Genomic DNA, 15,535 nt, shown 5'->3' on the forward strand with positions numbered 1-15,535 from the left:
GGTCCATGACGGATACATCTGGTGCGACGGACCCATCTGGTGCGCGGGACCCGGAGTCCGTGTCGAAGTTCGTCGAGTCCTTCGCGGCGCAGCTCGTCGAGGCGGGGATGCAGCGGATGCCCGCGCGGATCTTCGCCGCGCTGCTGTCCTCCGACGCGGGCGCGATGACCTCCGTCGAGCTGGGGGAGCAGCTGCGGATCAGCCCGGCCGCGGTGTCCGGTGGGGTGCGGTATCTGGCGCAGCAGCACATGGTGTCTCGCGAGCGCAAGCCCGGTTCGCGGCGTGAGCGGTATCGGGTGCAGGGGAATCAGTGGTACGAGGCGCTCACCAACCGCGAGGCTGTCCTCAAGCGGTGGGAGGCTGCGTTGAGCGAGGGGGTCGCCAGCCTCGGTGCGGAGACCCCGGCGGGGCGGCGTATGGCTGAGACCCTGGCCTTTTTCGAGTTCGTCGACGGGGAGATCGCGGCGATGATGGAGCGGTGGAGGGCGTACCGGGAAACACGGTTCGGTGGAGCTACTTAAGGGGCGCGGGGAACTGCGCGACCGGCCCACCACGGCCTGCAGACGAGTGCGAATCTGCGGGAGCGTCGTGGCTGGTCGCGCAGTTCCCCGCGCCCCTAAAAGAACCTCAGCGCTCCTTGGTTTCTTCGAGGACCGTGCGGCCCAGCAAGGCATAGCGCTCAGGAGCCCTGCGCTTCAGGTACTGGGCGTAGCCGATGCCCGTCGCCGCGACCAGCAGTACCAGCCACGGGGTTGCCTTCAGGACCGGCGAGTTGGACTCCGAGCCTGCCGCGACGCTCATGTTGGACACCAGGAGCAGCACCACCGCCAGCATCGCGATCCCCCCGACCAGCGGAGCCGTGAACGTCTTGAACCAGTGCCGGCTCTCGGGGTGGTTCTTGCGGAAGTAGGCGAGTACCGCGAAGGAGCAGACCGCCTGCACGACGAGGATCGCCATCGTGCCGAGGATGGCCAGCAGGACGTACAGCGCGTTGGCCGGGTCCTTGCTCGTGGCCCAGAAGCCGAGGATCAGTACCGCGCTCACCACCGTCTGTACGAGGCCCGCGATGTGCGGGGAGCCGTGCTTGGCGTGGGTGCGGCCGATGGTGTTCTTGAGGGAGGGGAGCACACCCTCGCGGCCCAGGGCGTACATGTAGCGGGACGCGCAGTTGTGGAAGGCCATGCCGCAGGCGAGCGAGCCGGTGATCATCAGCCACTGCATGAGGTCGACCGCCCAGTGGCCGACGTAGTGCTCGGTGGGGTTGAAGAAGAGGGCGAGCGGGTTCGAGGAGGACGCGGCCTTCACGGCCTCCGTCTCGCCGTTGCCGATGATGGCCATCCAGGAGACGAAGACGTAGAAGACGCCGACGCCCAGGACGGAGATCATCGTCGCCTTGGGGATGATCTTCTTCGGGTCGCGGGACTCCTCGCCGTACATCGCGGTCGACTCGAAGCCGACCCACGACCAGAAGGCGAAGAAGAGACCGAGGCCCGCGCTGGTGCCCTTGAACGCGTTGACCGGGTTGACCGGGCCGAAGGTGAAGCCGTGCGGGCCGCCGCCGTGCAGGGCGACCGAGATCGCCATCGCCGCGAGGACGGTCACCTCGGTGCCGAGCAGGACCACGAGGAGCTTCTCGGCGACCGAGACGCCGAACCACGTGCCTGTCGCGTTGACCGCGAGCATCACCAGCGCGAAGGCCCACCACGGGATGTCAAGTCCCGTCTGGTCCTTGAAGGTTCCGGTGGCGAAGGTCGAGAAGATGCCGATCAGCGCGGGCTCGAACACGGCGTACGCGAACGTGGCAAGGAGCCCGGAGGCCAGTCCGACGGTGCGGCCGAGGCCGTAGGAGATGAAGCCGTAGAAGGCGCCTGTGGACGTGATGTGCTTCGCCATTGAGGTGAAGCCGACGGAAAAGATTGCCAGGACGACCATTGCGACGAGGTAGCTCGCCGGGGCGCCTATGCCGTTGCCGGACGAGACCATGAAGGGCACGTTGCCGGTCATCGCGGTGATCGGGGCGGCCGTCGCGACGGCCATGAAGACCACGCCCAGCAGGCCGATGGCGTTGGGCTTGAGCCGGTGAACGGCGTCGTCCTCGCTTGTGTTCGCCGCGGGGGCGACTCCTTCGTCCACTGCCATCGGATGGCCCCTCTCCTGCTGCTCTCGCTGTCGTTCGGCTGGTGCGTCGAACCGGAACTCTGTAGGCCGAATGAGTCGGGAAAGGGGTGCGGTGCGTTAAATGTTTGTCAACCAGACCTTTAGAAATCTGAGGAAATCTGGGGGCAACACGCGCCTCGTACGGTCGCCGGCATGAGTACGTACACCTCCACGCTCGGCGGCCACAGCTACCGTTTCGGCTCCCTCGCGCGCCTGCTCGCCGCCGCGAGCCCGGAGCGTTCCGGCGACCGGCTGGCGGGGCTGGCCGCGTCGTCCGCCCAGGAGCGGGTCGCGGCGCGCTGGGCGCTGGCGGACGTACCGCTGACCGCGTTCCTGGCCGAGCCGGTGATCCCGTACGACACCGACGACGTGACCCGGCTGATTCTCGACACGCACGACACGGCGGCGTTCGCGGCGGTGGCCGGGCTGTCGGTCGGCGGGTTCCGGGAGTGGCTGCTGACGGCCGATACGGCTGAACTGGCCGCCGTAGCGCCGGGGTTGACGCCGGAGATGGTCGCTGCGGTGTCGAAGCTCATGGGCAACGCGGACCTCGTCGCGGTCGCGCGCAAGGTGCGGGTGGTGACCGCCTTCCGCTCGACGATCGGTCTGCCGGGGCGGCTGGCGACCCGCCTCCAGCCGAACCACCCGACCGACGACCCGGCGGGTGTCGCCGCGGCCCTGCTCGACGGACTGCTCCTCGGCTCGGGCGACGCGGTGATCGGCATCAACCCGGCGACGGACAGCCCGAAGGCGGTGAGGGATCTGCTGGAGCTGCTGGACGGCGTGATCCAGCGGTACGCGATCCCCACCCAGTCCTGCGTGTTGTCCCACGTCACGACGAGCATGGACCTGATGGAACGCGGGGCGCCGGTGGACCTGGTCTTCCAGTCCATCGCGGGTACGCAGGCGGCGAACGCGTCCTTCGGTGTGACGCTGGGGCTGCTCGACGAGGCGTACGAGACGGCGAAGGCGCTGGGCCGGGGCACGGTCGGCTCGAACGTCATGTACTTCGAGACGGGCCAGGGCAGCGCACTGTCGGCGGACGCGCACCACGGCGTCGACCAGCAGACGGTGGAGGCGAGGGCGTACGCGGTCGCCCGCCGTTACGACCCGCTCCTCGTGAACACGGTGGTGGGCTTCATAGGCCCGGAGTACCTGTACGACGGCCGCCAGATTCTCCGCGCGGCCCTGGAGGACCACTTCTGCGGCAAGGTGCTGGGCCTGCCGATGGGCCTGGACATCTGTTACACCAACCACGCCGACGCGGACGACGACGACATCGCCACGATGCTCACCATGCTCGGCGTGGCCGGCGCGTCCTTCGTGATCTGCACCCCGGGCGGCGACGACATCATGCTCAACTACCAATCCGCCTCGTACCACGACGCGTTGTACCTCCGCGAGGTCCTCGGGCTGCGCCCGGCACCGGAGTTTGAGACCTGGCTCGCTTCGATCGGCCTGCTGGGCGAGGGCGGCGAGATCAGGGACGTGTCCGGCACGACCCACCCGTTGACGGCGATCGGAAGGGAACTGGTGGCATGACGCTCAGTCAAGTAACGCCTGTGGAGCCGGAGTTGTGGCCCTCGCTGCGCCGCCACACCCAGGCGAGGATCGGCCTGGGCCGGGCGGGCTCGGGCCTGCCGACCCACCACCGGCTGGAGTTGCAGGCCGCGCACGCGGCGGCGAAGGACGCGGTCCACTCCCCGTTCGAGCCGGATGTCGTGGCGGCGGCGCTGCGAGGCGAACCGACCGTACGGGTCCGCAGCGCGGCCCCCGACCGCCTCACCTACCTCCAACGCCCCGACCTGGGCCGCCGGTTGGACCCCGCCGACCGCGCACACCTCCCGGTGGGGGAGTGGGACGTGGTCTTCGTGGTCGCCGACGGCCTGTCCAGCCGGGCGGTGCACGAGCACGGGGCGGCGATGGTGCGGGCGACGACGGCGCTGTTGCCTATGGCGTGGCAGGTGGCTCCGGTGGTGTTGGCGGAGCAGGCGCGGGTTGCCCTGGGGGATGACGTGGCCTCGGCGATGGGCGCGGCGATGGTGGTGGTCTTCGTCGGGGAGCGGCCCGGGATGTCGGCGGCGGACTCGCTGGGGGCGTATCTGACGTACCGGCCGAAGCCGGGGGTGACCACGGATGCGGACCGGAACTGTCTCAGCAACATCCGGCCGCCGTTGGGGCTGTCGTATGAGGTGGCGGCTGGGAAGTTGGCGGGGTTGATGGGGAGGGCAAGGGAGTTGGGGGCGACGGGGGTGGCGTTGAAGGACGAGTCGGACACACAGATGCTGCCGAACTAGACCAATTAGAGCTCGACTTCAGTCCCTTGCGGGTGCCCCCTCTGGGGGAGTCTGAGGAGCGGGGGTCCGGGGGCCGGCCCCCGTGTCGGGGTCGAAGGGGCGGAGCCCCTGGAGGATGGGACGGGTAGGGGCGGCGGGGGCGAAAGAAACCCCACCTCACCCCACCGCCGGCAAAGTAAGCCCCCAAGCCCCCTCCCGGACAACCCACGTCCGCGTCCGCACCGGCCCCGCCACCACCGCGTCCGCCCGGTACCGGAAATCCGCCCCGGACACGGTGACCGTCCGCCCCCGCGCGCGCAACGTCGTAGCCGACGCCCCCACGGACACCGGCCGTACCTCCACCTCGGCGAAGCCGGACGCCCCCGGCGTCACGGACACCCCCTCCACCGGCTGGTCCAGGTCGACGAGTGTCACGCCGTCCACCTCGACCCGCAGCCGAGCGGGCCCGAGCCGGGTCACACCGGCGAGCGGCTCCCGGGACGGCCGTACCGGTACCAGTGTCCGTACCAGCGACTGGCACGTCCGCAGCCATGACGCGTGCGCGGAACCGGAACCGGACGGCACCGGCGTCGCCTCCACCGGCGGAGCCTCGCGCATCGGCGGAAGCGAAGGAATCCGCAAGGCGCCGAGCACCACCCCGTCGCTGTCGTCGACCAGCAGATCCATCCGCCGTACGACCCCGTCGAGCACGGCGCGCGCGGCCGCCACCGCCCCCGTGGGGACGCCCAGCGCCCCCGCCAGGGACAGCCCACCCCCCACCGGCACCATCGACAGCGCACATCCGGCCAGCTCCCGCTGCCGGTGCAACAGGGACACGGCCCGCATCAGGGCCCGGTCGTCGCCCACCAGCACCGGCCGGCGCGAACCCCGCCGGGCCAGGACCCGGGCGAATTCCTCGGGCCCCTCCGGCAGGCACACCTTCGTCGCCGCACCCGCGCTGAGCACGTCTTTCGCGATGCGGACGGACTCCGCGTCGGTGCGCCGGGCGGCCGGATCGATGACGATCAGCAGCTGATCGGAAGTCGCGAAAGTCGCCACCTCGGCCATGCCTCGCTTCCTCGGGTAGCATCTTTGTGCAAGAGCCCCTTGCGCTATTGCGCCAGGGGCTTCGTCTATTCCGGGGCATCCGGTCCGACGGGTCGCGGCCGACGAGGGTCGCCGGCGTACGAGGCACACACGTGCCGCGTACGCCTCTGACCTTGGACATGCCCCGCCCGGAAGGGGTGTACGCGCGTGCCCGCACTTGTGCTGCTCGGTGCTCAGTGGGGTGACGAAGGCAAGGGAAAGGCGACGGACCTGCTAGGTGGGTCCGTCGACTATGTGGTGCGCTACCAGGGCGGCAACAACGCCGGCCACACGGTAGTCGTGGGCGATCAGAAGTACGCCCTTCACCTGCTCCCTTCCGGGATCCTCACACCGGAGTGCACTCCGGTCATCGGCAACGGTGTCGTCGTCGACCCGTCGGTCCTGTTCTCCGAGCTGAACGGGCTGAACGAGCGCGGCGTCGACACGTCCAAGCTCCTGATCAGCGGCAACGCTCACATCATCACGCCCTACAACGTGACGGTGGACAAGGTGACCGAGCGCTTCCTCGGGAAGCGGAAGATCGGGACGACGGGTCGCGGTATCGGGCCCACCTACGCGGACAAGATCAACCGCGTCGGCATCCGGGTCCAGGACCTCTACGACGAGTCGATCCTGACCCAGAAGGTCGAGGCGTCCCTCGACATCAAGAACCAGATGCTCACCAAGCTCTACAACCGGCGCGCGATCGCCATCGAGCAGGTCGTCGAGGAGCTGCTGTCCTACGCGGACCGCCTCAAGCCGTACGTCGCCGACACGGTGCTGGTCCTCAACAAGGCGCTGGAGGACGACAAGGTTGTCCTCTTCGAGGGCGGCCAGGGCACCCTCCTGGACATCGACCACGGCACGTATCCCTTCGTGACGTCGTCGAACCCGACCGCGGGCGGCGCCTGCACCGGCGCCGGTGTCGGCCCGACGAAGATCAGCCGGGTCATCGGCATCCTGAAGGCGTACACGACCCGTGTCGGTTCGGGCCCGTTCCCGACCGAGCTGTTCGACGCGGACGGCGACGCGCTGCGCCGTATCGGCGGCGAGCGGGGCGTCACCACCGGCCGCGACCGGCGCTGCGGCTGGTTCGACGCGGTCATCGCCCGCTACGCGACCCGCGTGAACGGCCTGACCGACTTCTTCCTCACCAAGCTCGACGTCCTGACCGGCTGGGAGGAGATCCCGGTCTGCGTGGCGTACGAGATCGACGGCAAGCGCGTCGAGGAACTCCCGTACTCGCAGAGCGACTTCCACCACGCGAAGCCGATCTACGAGACCCTGCCCGGCTGGAGCGAGGACATCACGAAGGCCAAGACCTTCGCGGACCTCCCGAAGAACGCGCAGGCGTACGTGAAGGCGCTGGAGGAGATGTCGGGCGCCCCGATCTCCGCGATCGGGGTCGGTCCCGGCCGCACGGAGACGATCGAGATCAACTCGTTCATCTAGGGCGGCGGTTGAGCTGCGGTTGATGGCATGACTTGGGCCGGTCTTGGGAAACCTTGACCGGCCCTTGGGCTGTGCGTGGTTACGCCGGTAACAGGCGAAGGCCAACATCTACGCGGGTAGCCCGCCGCGCCCCGCATGCCACACCCGCCTTCCGCGCCCTCCCCAGGAGTCCTGAATGCCCGTCAATCCCATGAATCGCCGTGAGTTCGTGCAGAAGTCCGCCGTCACCGGCGCTGTCGCGGCCGTCGCGGGCACGGCGGCGGTGACCCCGGCCGAGGCCGCCGACCGGCACCCCAAGCCCCACCCGAAGCCGAACAAGACCTGGTCGTTCTCCATCCTGGGCACGACCGACCTGCACAGCCACGTCTTCGACTGGGACTACTACCTCGACAAGGCCTACTCCGACTCCAAGGGCAACTCCGTCGGCGTCGCCCGCGTCGCCACCCTCATCAAGCAGCAGCGCAAGGCCAAGGGCGAGGGACACGTCCTCCTCGTCGACGCCGGCGACATCATCCAGGGCACCTCGCTGGGCTACTACTTCGCGCGCGTGGACCCCATCACGAGCGGCTCCAAGCACCCGATGGCCACCGCCATGAACCACATGCGCTACGACGCCGCCGCCCTCGGCAACCACGAGTTCAACTACGGCATCGACACCCTGCGCAAGTTCGAGCAGCAGTGTCACTTCCCGCTGCTCGGCGCCAACGCGCTGGACGCGAAGACCCTGCGCCCCGCGTTCGCCCCGTACACCGTGAAGAGGATCCGCGTCCCCGGCGCCCCCGACATCAAGGTCGGCATCCTCGGCCTCACCAACCCGGGCATCGCGCTGTGGGACAAGGACAACGTCAGCGGCAAGATGGTCTTCCCGGGCCTCGTCGAGCAGGCCAAGAAGTACGTCCCGCGGCTGCGCGCGCTCGGCTGTGACGTCGTCTTCCTCACCGACCACTCGGGCCTGGACGGCAGTTCGTCCTACGGCGACGAGCTCCCGTACGTCGAGAACGCCTCCAACCTCGTCGCCGAGCAGGTCCCCGGCATCGACGCGATCCTCGTGGGCCACACCCACGTGGAGATCCCGTCGTACACGGTGAAGAACGAGGAGACCGGCGACGACGTCCTCCTCTCCGAGCCGTACTGCTGGGGCTACCGCCTGAGCGTCTTCGACTTCGAGCTCGAACTCGTCCGCGGCCAGTGGAAGATCACCAGCAAGACGGCGCAGACCCTCAACCCCAACACGGTGGACGAGGACCCGGAGATCAAGAAACTCCTGGAAGCGGACCACGAGTTGGTCGTGAAGTACGTCAACACGGCGGTCGGCACCTGCACCGAGGACCTCTCGGCGGCGGAGTCCTGCTGGAAGGACGTCCCGATCATGGACTTCATCCAGCAGGTGCAGATGGACTCGGTGAAGGCGGGCCTGTCGACGGCGGACGCGGCCCTCCCGCTGATCTCGGTCGCGGCTCCCTTCAGCCGCACGGCGGACATCCCCAAGGGCTCGGTCACCATCAAGGACATCGCCGGCCTCTACATCTACGACAACACCCTCTACGGCAAGAAGCTCACGGGCGCCCAGCTCAAGGACTACCTGGAGTACGCGGCGAAGTACTACCACCAGGTGCCGGCGGGCACGAAGGTCGACACCGCGACCCTGACGAACGCCAACAGCTTCTGGGACTACATGTACGACGTCGCGGCCGGTGTCTCCTACGACATCGACATCGCCCAGGCCGAGGGTTCGCGCATCAAGAACCTCACGTACAACGGCACTTCGGTCGCGGACGACCAGGTCTTCGTCGTCGCCGTCAACAACTACCGCGCGAACGGCGGCTCCGGCTACCCGCACATCGCGTCGGCGGAGACCGTCTACAGCGCCACCGACCAGATCCGCGACCTGATGATCGCCTACGTCACGGCGAAGGGCAGCCTGGACCCGGCGGACTTCGCCTCGGTCAACTGGAAGCTGACACAGGCGGGGACGGCGGTCTTCTAGGAGATCCGGGAGCTCCAGGGGTCCACTTTCTGGCAACAGGCTGTGGATTCCTGTGAGTTGCTGTGAACGATCAACTTCACGGCGTCTTCACACCAGACATTAACTATGTTCCGTTCATGTCATATCGAAGACGGTTTTCCCCGGCGGCCGTACGACGTACGGCCGCCGGGCTGTCCCTGCTCCTGCTCTCGGCGGCGGCGACGGACGTGCCCCTCAGATCCGGCACGTTCGCCGAGGCCGCCTCGACTCCGGTCGCTCCGAAGGCCTTTCAGGTCACCCCTGCGGTGGACACCGGCAGCGAGGGCGCCGCGAAGGCGCTGTCCTTCCTGACGCCGGATCAACTGGCCCGCAGGCAGGCGAAGTTGTCGGGCGTGCGGGTCGAACTGACCTCGCAGCGCACCGAGGAAACCACGACGTACGTCAACCCCGACGGCACCCTGACCACCGAGAGCTACGCCGGTCCCATCCGGGTCCAGGACAGCGACGGGACCTGGGAGCCCATCGACACCGAACTCTCGGACGCCGGTGCCGCGTTGGAGCCGCAGGCCGCGGCCGCCGACATCACCGTCTCCGACGGCGGGGACACCCACCTCGCCTCCGTGTCGGCGGACGGCAAATCCTTCGGGATGAGCTGGCCCGATGCCCTGCCCACCCCGTCCGTCGACGGCGACACCGCCTCGTACGACGTGGGCGACGACCAGAAGCTGACGGTCACCGCGCTGCCGCAGGGCTTCTCGGAGAACGTCGTCCTGGACTCCCCGCCCGCCGACGGAACCGTCTCCTTCCGCATCCCGCTGGCCCTGCACGGACTGACCGTCTCCAAGGCGGACTCGGGCCACCTCTTCCTCAAGGACGACGACGGCGACCTGGTCGCCGAGGCCCCGGCGCCGATGATGTGGGACTCCTCCAAGGACCGGGCCTCCGGCGAGTCGAAGCACGTCGCGGCGGTGGACTACGACATCGAGAGGGCAGCCGACGGCACCCAGACCCTGGTCCTCACCCCGGACGCGTCCTACTTCGACGAGGACCTGACCTACCCGGTCACCGTCGACCCGACGAGCACCCTGGCGGTGACCACCGACACCTGGGTGCAGACCCCCGAGTACACGGACTCGCAGATCTCCTCGACCGAGCTGAAGTCGGGCACGTACAACGGCGGTGACTCCGTAGCCCGTTCCTATCTCAAGTTCGACGTTTCGGACTTCGTGGGCACCGACATCCTCGACACCAACCTGGCCCTGTACTCGTACTACTCGTCCTCGTGCGACCCGGGTGCGGGCACCCGGGTACGGCGGATCACCTCGGACTGGTCCTCGTCCAGCATCACCTGGGGCGCTCAGCCCACGACGACCACGGTGGGCGCGGTGGTCAACACCGGGGCCTGGGGCTACAGTTCGGCCTGCCCCGCCAACTGGAACAACTGGGACATCGACGCCATCGTGCAGGCGTGGGCCGACGGTCTGCCCAACTACGGCCTGCGGCTCAACAGCGCGGACGAGTCCGACTCGCTGACCTGGCGGCGCTGGCGCTCGGCCAACTACGCCACCGCCGGGTACGCGCCCAAGCTGACGGTCACCTACAACTCGTACCCGAAGACGCCGACTTCGCTGACCCTGTCGCCGAAGACCACCAGCGGCAGCGAGAAGATCGTCACGTCGGTCAACCCGGTGTTCTCGGCCAAGGTCTCCGACGCCGACTCCGGTGCCAAGGTCCGCGTCCAGTACGCGATCGAGCCGGACCCCGACTACGCCGACACCACGTACACGCTGACCAAGTCCACCGCGTACGTCGCCTCCGGCAAGGCGGCCGCCCTCAGCGTCCCGGCCTCGACACCGCTGCCCGACGGCAAGCACCTGCGCATCCGCGCCCGCGCCTACGACGGCACCGACTACTCGACGGCCTGGACCTCATGGACGCCGTACACCGTCGACACCGGCGCGCTGGACATCCCGGACGTGCCGACCGGACTGCAGACGGGTGCGACCGAGACGACCACACCGCTGCTCACGGGTGTCGTGAACGCGCCCGGCCAGGCGAGCGTCGTGGCGCAGTACCAGCTGTACGACGCCTCCGGCGCGGTCGTCGGCAGCACGCCGCTGGGCACCACGACCGCCGACAGCGGCAGCCGGGCCGCCCTACAGGTGCCGGACGGTCTGCTGACCGACGGGAGCACGTACTCCTGGAAGGTGCGCGCCTGCGCCGGTAACGTCTGCTCCTCCTACACGGCCAAGCGGAGTTTCACTCTCGACGTCGTGGCCGACACGGACACCGACGACGGCACGGACACATCCAGCGGCACCGCGCCGTCGGCTGTCACCGATCTGACCGGACGCGCAGGGGAGACCGGCGCCCTGGTCACCTGGAGCCCACCGGCCTCCACCGGTGTCACCACGGCCGACGACATCACCTACACCGTCACAGCGAAGGTCAAGGGCAGCAGCACGACCACGGCCACCGCGACGACCACCGGCACCTCGGCGGTGCTCACCGGCCTGGCCAACGGCACCGCGTACACGTTCACGGTGACGGCCGCCAACACCTACGGCACCAGCGCCTCCGTGACGTCCTCGGCGGTCACCCCGGCCGCGGTCACCGGCGGCACAGCTGCCTACCAGGCCGTACTGCAGGACTACTTGGAGGCGCAGAACGCCCTGCTCACCGGCGATGCCGCCAACGCGGCGACGGCCGCCGACGCGAGCGACACCGGCGCCGGCTTCAGCGACCTCCTGGACACCGAGCAGACCCTGCCGCTGACCGACAGGGCCGCGCTCACCAGCGGTGACATGGACACCGAGGCACCTGCGGTCACCCTGACCGGCGTCCTGGCGATGGCGAACTCCGACGGCACGGTCACGCTTCGGGCGACCTCCAGCAACGCCTCCACCACGACCGCGGGCATCGACACCGACGACCCCGACGCCACCGACACCGCGGAGGCCACCACCGGGCTGTACACCTTCACCCCCGGAAGCCCGCCGGTCCTGACCGGCCACGCCGACGCCGACGCCGTCGAGGCCGTCGTCAGCGCGGGCGACGACGCGCTCACCGAGTTCGCCGACGAGGCGTCCGCCAACAGCGGACTCAGCGACGACGGCGCCCCGTCGGCCGTGGCCACCGACGCGGACGGCAACCTGATCGACGACACGAGCACGACGACCACCAGCACGGCCACCGCCGCGTCCTTCAAGGCCCAGCAGATCTCGACCAGCATCTCGTGGAGCGGCGTCGCCTCCTACGCGAAGGCACACTGGAACGACTCCGCCGAGTACTCCGAGGACTGCACCAACTTCGCCTCCAAGTCCCTCAACCGCGGCGGCGGCATGGCGATGAAGTACGGGCCGGCCTCCAAGCGGGCGAACATCGGCTACTGGTGGCGCAGGAGCAAGATCACCCACCCGCTGCATCCGCAGTCGTACACGTGGGCGGGCGCGCCGTTCCTGGCGCAGTTCATCTCCGCCATGGCGACGTGGAAGTGGCATTCGGGCCCGAGCGGTGTGCAGATCGGTGACATCGTCTTCTACAACCAGGACGGCACGAGCTTCAAGGGCATCGACCACACGGCCGTCGTCACCAAAATCGATTCCAAGGGCAACATCTACATCAGCCAGCACGGCAAGAACCGCAAGAACTACCCCATGAAGAAGCAGAAGACGAAGGCCCTGTGGGTCGTCACCGTCTACCCCAACTACTAGTAGGAGAACGGCAGATGACGACACCGATCCTGGCCCCCTCTGAGGGCAGGACCCTTCTGGTGGGCGAGTCCCTGCTCAGCACGGCGTCCGCCGTGTGGTGGACCTACCTGCTGTGGGCCCACCGCAACGTGCTCTACGCCGTCCCCGCCGCCGTGACGCTGATCCTCGCGGTCGTGCTGTCCCTGCTGGTGACGTGGGCCCTGTGGCACCGCGCCGGAAAACTCAAGGGCGTGAACCTGGCGTTGGTCGTGATACGCGGGGTCGCGGTGCTCGCCCTGACCCTGTGGTTTCTCCAGGACCTGTAGCTCAGGCGGTACTTGAGACGAAGACGGCCCAGGCTTCGCCGGAGACGGTGAGGTGTGGGCCGTCGGGGTTCTTGGAGTCGCGGATGTGGGTGGCGTGGCCCAGTCGTGGAGGAGGCGACGGGTAACAGGGCCGTCTACGGCCCCTGAGTTGGTGCTACCGCCCGACGGAACCGGACCACTTCGTCCACACGCTGTTGCTGCGCTCTGCGCTGGAACGGTGGGGAGAGGTCAGGCGTCCGGGCCCGGATCGGGAGTGATCTGCCAGATGGTGACCAGTTCCGCGCAGCGGTGTGACCATGTACACGAAGAAGCCGCCGTCCACGAACGCGTGCTTCGCTCCCTCGTCGGCATCCTGGTAGGCGGGGCCGTGGAGATGCAGTGCCTCGGCGGCTCTGACCAACTCGTCGGCCATCTTCTCGACCGCGGCCACGAACGCGGGTGGCGCGCCCGGATGCCACTGTCTCCTCGTCGGGGACGTATTCCCAGGCCCAGCTCACGCGTCGCGCACCGCCTCGGCCGCCTCGCGGTAGATGGCGCTCGCGGTGGTCAGGTGTACGCGCGCCTCGTCCGGCGTGGTCGCGATCCGCGCAAGGTACTCGGCGCGGTGGTAGGCCCTCGCTGTCGCGGGGTGTCGCTCGATCTCGATCAGCGCGGCCCAGTGCGCGAGATAGGCGTGGACAGGTCTGACCGAGTTGTGCTGCAACGCCTCGGTGAGGGCCTGGTCCTTGGCCTGGTCGTAAGAGGGGAGCAAGTGCGGGGCCACGATGGCGCAGGCCGCGCGCAGCCCACGCGGGGTGCGGTCCGGGCGAGGGATCGCGGGGACGTCGTCATGTTCGGCGTGTTGCACGCTCATGCTGCTGTTCCCTTCGTGGCGTCGCTGGTCTGGACTCTAGCGCGCATCGCGACCGCGTCTCGTGCGGACGATCCGGTTGCCGCACCAGCGGTGAACGGAAAGGGGGCGTCCCCACCGGGCCGCCCCCTTTGTCCGGGCATATCCTGAATTCGTCCACCCGCGCACGCCAACCAGAAGAAGGTGACTGCGATGCGCATGATGCTGAAAGCGTCCATGGACACGGAGAAGGGGAACGACGCCATCCGGAACGGGACTCTCGGGAAGCTGATGCAGGAGACCCTGGAGCAGATCAAGCCCGAGGCGGCCTACTTCACCGCCGAGAACGGCAAGCGGACCGCGTTCCTGTTCTTCGACCTGGCGGATCCCTCCGACATCCCGTCGATCAGTGAGCCGCTCTTCCTCAACCTGGGTGCCGAGTTGACCTACACCCCGGTGATGAACGCGGAGGACGTCACGAGCGGTCTCACCAAGGTTCGCTAGGTCCCTACTCCTGCGGCGTTCCCTGGATCTTGGCGAGGGTCAGGACGCCGCCGCCGATGCCCCAGCCCGCGTCGGCGACCTCTTCGACCAGGACGAGCGTGGTGGCGCGGGCGCCGTCGCCGAAGATCTCGGCGTACAGGTCCGTGGTGCGCGTGATGATCTGCTCCTTCTGCTCCGCGGTGAGGGCGCCGGCGGGGACCTTGAAGTTCGCGAAAGGCATGGTGCTCTCTTTTCTCGTGGTGCTCTGTGTGGTGCTTTGCGGGATGGGACAACCATCCGTCCGCGTCGCCCGCCTCGCCAGGGCTGAGCCCACCCAGGGGTTGGCGGCCCCTGGCTCGGAACTCGTGGAGAGGAGACGATGGGCGGGTGAACCTTCCCGAACTCGCGGCGTTCCTCAAGTCCCGGCGTGACCGGGTCCGGCCGGCCGATGTGGGGCTGCCCGTCGGGCCCCGGCGCCGGGTGCCCGGACTGCGGCGCGAGGAGGTCGCGCAGCTGGCGGGGCTGTCCGCCGACTACTACACGGAGCTGGAGCGGGGGCGCGGCGCCCAGCCCTCGGCGCAGACCCTGGCCGCCCTCGCCCGGGCACTGCGCCTCGGCGGTGACCAGCGCGACCACCTGTTCCACCTCGCCGACCGTCCGCTGCCCGAGTCGGCGCACGGCGTGGGCGCGCGGCACGTCCAGCCCGCCCTGCTCGGGCTGCTGGACCGGCTGGCCACCACCCCGGCCCAGGTCATCACCGACCTGCACGAGACCCTCGTACAGAACGAGCTGGCCGCCGCCCTGCTCGGGCGGGCGCCGGAGCCGCGCGGGCCCGCCACCGGGTTCGCGTACCGCTGGTTCACCGATCCGGCTTCCCGCGCGGTCTACCCGCCCGAGGACCACGCGCACCACTCACGGGTCTTCGTCGCCGACCTGCAGGCCGTCGCCGCCCGGCGGAGCCGCGACAGCGAGGTCGCCGGGATGACGGCCGCGCTGCGGCGGCGCAGCCCGGAGTTCGCCGCCCTGTGGGACACCCACGACGTGGGTCTGCGCCGTACCGATCACAAGCGCATCGTGCACCCCGCGCTGGGCGTCATCGAGCTGGACTGCCACAGCCTGTTCAGTGAGGACGGCCGCCAGCGCCTCCTGTGGTTCACGGCCCCGCCCGGCACCGAGGGCGCCGCCCAGCTCGAACTGCTCGGCGTCATCGGCACACAGGACATGGCGGCCACCGAGGACCCCTCCCGCACCACCGGCTGAGACCACCG

At 68.9% G+C, this 15,535-nt stretch carries 15 protein-coding genes; 9 read left to right on the plus strand and 6 right to left on the minus strand.

The window, feature by feature from the left end:
- Positions 1-5: 5 nt before the first annotated feature.
- Positions 6-521: a GbsR/MarR family transcriptional regulator gene (locus tag ACGFY9_RS02310; RefSeq protein ID WP_393751087.1), complete on the plus strand. Its 516-nt coding sequence runs from the start codon at positions 6-8 to the stop codon at positions 519-521.
- 106 nt (positions 522-627) lie between these two features.
- On the opposite strand, the gene ACGFY9_RS02315 is transcribed toward ACGFY9_RS02310, so the two are convergent.
- Positions 628-2,139 (minus strand): APC family permease, encoded by a 1,512-nt coding sequence (locus ACGFY9_RS02315; protein ID WP_393751089.1) that lies wholly within the window; start codon positions 2,137-2,139, stop codon positions 628-630.
- A gap of 171 nt (positions 2,140-2,310) precedes the next feature.
- On the opposite strand from ACGFY9_RS02315, the gene ACGFY9_RS02320 reads away from it, so the two are divergent.
- Both ACGFY9_RS02320 and eutC read left to right on the plus strand, forming a co-directional pair.
- A complete protein-coding gene (locus ACGFY9_RS02320) occupies positions 2,311-3,699 on the plus strand; it encodes an ethanolamine ammonia-lyase subunit EutB (RefSeq protein ID WP_393751091.1) in 1,389 nt (462 codons plus the stop codon).
- Positions 3,696-4,454 (plus strand): ethanolamine ammonia-lyase subunit EutC, encoded by a 759-nt coding sequence (gene eutC / locus ACGFY9_RS02325; protein WP_393751093.1) that lies wholly within the window; start codon positions 3,696-3,698, stop codon positions 4,452-4,454. Before ACGFY9_RS02320 ends, eutC begins: the two co-directional genes overlap by 4 nt.
- A 156-nt stretch (positions 4,455-4,610) precedes the next feature.
- Here the strand turns inward: eutC and ACGFY9_RS02330 are convergent, their stop codons facing one another.
- Positions 4,611-5,501, minus strand: coding sequence for a diacylglycerol kinase (locus ACGFY9_RS02330; protein ID WP_393751095.1), 891 nt, complete (start codon positions 5,499-5,501; stop codon positions 4,611-4,613).
- A 186-nt stretch (positions 5,502-5,687) separates the two neighbouring features.
- On the opposite strand from ACGFY9_RS02330, the gene ACGFY9_RS02335 reads away from it, so the two are divergent.
- The 4 genes from ACGFY9_RS02335 to ACGFY9_RS02350 all read left to right on the plus strand — a co-directional run bounded on the left by ACGFY9_RS02335 (position 5,688) and on the right by ACGFY9_RS02350 (position 12,955).
- Entirely contained in the window at positions 5,688-6,971 is a 1,284-nt protein-coding gene (locus ACGFY9_RS02335; protein ID WP_393751097.1) for an adenylosuccinate synthase, read from the plus strand.
- 175 nt (positions 6,972-7,146) lie between these two features.
- Positions 7,147-8,958, plus strand: a complete 1,812-nt coding sequence (locus ACGFY9_RS02340) for a bifunctional metallophosphatase/5'-nucleotidase (RefSeq protein WP_393751099.1) — start codon at positions 7,147-7,149, stop codon at positions 8,956-8,958.
- Positions 8,959-9,074: 116 nt separating this feature from the next.
- Positions 9,075-12,650, plus strand: a complete 3,576-nt coding sequence (locus ACGFY9_RS02345) for a DNRLRE domain-containing protein (RefSeq protein WP_393751101.1) — start codon at positions 9,075-9,077, stop codon at positions 12,648-12,650.
- Between the two features lie 14 nt (positions 12,651-12,664).
- On the plus strand, positions 12,665-12,955 hold the full coding sequence (locus tag ACGFY9_RS02350; protein WP_393751103.1) for a hypothetical protein: 291 nt from the start codon (positions 12,665-12,667) through the stop codon (positions 12,953-12,955).
- A 1-nt stretch (position 12,956) separates the two neighbouring features.
- Here ACGFY9_RS02350 and ACGFY9_RS02355 read toward each other — a convergent pair whose 3' ends face one another.
- The 3 genes from ACGFY9_RS02355 to ACGFY9_RS02365 form a co-directional block, all read right to left on the minus strand.
- Positions 12,957-13,058, minus strand: a complete 102-nt coding sequence (locus ACGFY9_RS02355) for a DUF397 domain-containing protein (RefSeq protein WP_393751765.1) — start codon at positions 13,056-13,058, stop codon at positions 12,957-12,959.
- 51 nt (positions 13,059-13,109) lie between these two features.
- Positions 13,110-13,385, minus strand: coding sequence for a hypothetical protein (locus tag ACGFY9_RS02360; protein ID WP_393751105.1), 276 nt, complete (start codon positions 13,383-13,385; stop codon positions 13,110-13,112).
- A 63-nt stretch (positions 13,386-13,448) separates the two neighbouring features.
- Entirely contained in the window at positions 13,449-13,808 is a 360-nt protein-coding gene (locus ACGFY9_RS02365) for a DUF6247 family protein (RefSeq protein ID WP_393751107.1), read from the minus strand.
- Positions 13,809-13,997: 189 nt separating this feature from the next.
- On the opposite strand from ACGFY9_RS02365, the gene ACGFY9_RS02370 reads away from it, so the two are divergent.
- The gene (locus ACGFY9_RS02370) at positions 13,998-14,288 is read left to right on the plus strand and encodes a hypothetical protein (RefSeq protein WP_393751108.1); all 291 of its coding nucleotides are present in this window, start codon (positions 13,998-14,000) and stop codon (positions 14,286-14,288) included.
- 4 nt (positions 14,289-14,292) lie between these two features.
- Here the strand turns inward: ACGFY9_RS02370 and ACGFY9_RS02375 are convergent, their stop codons facing one another.
- Complete coding sequence (locus tag ACGFY9_RS02375; RefSeq protein WP_019070350.1) at positions 14,293-14,508, minus strand: 4-oxalocrotonate tautomerase family protein; 216 nt, start codon at positions 14,506-14,508, stop codon at positions 14,293-14,295.
- A gap of 146 nt (positions 14,509-14,654) precedes the next feature.
- On the opposite strand from ACGFY9_RS02375, the gene ACGFY9_RS02380 reads away from it, so the two are divergent.
- Positions 14,655-15,527 carry a helix-turn-helix domain-containing protein gene (locus ACGFY9_RS02380; protein ID WP_393751110.1) on the plus strand — a complete coding sequence of 291 codons (873 nt, stop codon included), beginning with the start codon at positions 14,655-14,657 and terminating at the stop codon, positions 15,525-15,527.
- The last annotated feature ends 8 nt before the right edge of the window (positions 15,528-15,535 follow it).

Source organism: Streptomyces sp. NPDC048504 (genome assembly GCF_043200035.1).
GTDB lineage: Bacteria > Actinomycetota > Actinomycetes > Streptomycetales > Streptomycetaceae > Streptomyces.

What these genes read in the sequence shown, in the direction of transcription:
- ACGFY9_RS02310 (WP_393751087.1), top strand. Translation starts at nt 6, where the DNA reads ATGACGGATACATCTGGTGCGACGGACCCATCTGGTGCGCGGGACCCG.
- ACGFY9_RS02315 (WP_393751089.1), bottom strand. Translation starts at nt 2,139, where the DNA reads ATGGCAGTGGACGAAGGAGTCGCCCCCGCGGCGAACACAAGCGAGGAC.
- ACGFY9_RS02320 (WP_393751091.1), top strand. Translation starts at nt 2,311, where the DNA reads ATGAGTACGTACACCTCCACGCTCGGCGGCCACAGCTACCGTTTCGGC.
- eutC (WP_393751093.1), top strand. Translation starts at nt 3,696, where the DNA reads ATGACGCTCAGTCAAGTAACGCCTGTGGAGCCGGAGTTGTGGCCCTCG.
- ACGFY9_RS02330 (WP_393751095.1), bottom strand. Translation starts at nt 5,501, where the DNA reads ATGGCCGAGGTGGCGACTTTCGCGACTTCCGATCAGCTGCTGATCGTC.
- ACGFY9_RS02340 (WP_393751099.1), top strand. Translation starts at nt 7,147, where the DNA reads ATGCCCGTCAATCCCATGAATCGCCGTGAGTTCGTGCAGAAGTCCGCC.
- ACGFY9_RS02345 (WP_393751101.1), top strand. Translation starts at nt 9,075, where the DNA reads ATGTCATATCGAAGACGGTTTTCCCCGGCGGCCGTACGACGTACGGCC.
- ACGFY9_RS02350 (WP_393751103.1), top strand. Translation starts at nt 12,665, where the DNA reads ATGACGACACCGATCCTGGCCCCCTCTGAGGGCAGGACCCTTCTGGTG.
- ACGFY9_RS02365 (WP_393751107.1), bottom strand. Translation starts at nt 13,808, where the DNA reads ATGAGCGTGCAACACGCCGAACATGACGACGTCCCCGCGATCCCTCGC.
- ACGFY9_RS02370 (WP_393751108.1), top strand. Translation starts at nt 13,998, where the DNA reads ATGCGCATGATGCTGAAAGCGTCCATGGACACGGAGAAGGGGAACGAC.
- ACGFY9_RS02375 (WP_019070350.1), bottom strand. Translation starts at nt 14,508, where the DNA reads ATGCCTTTCGCGAACTTCAAGGTCCCCGCCGGCGCCCTCACCGCGGAG.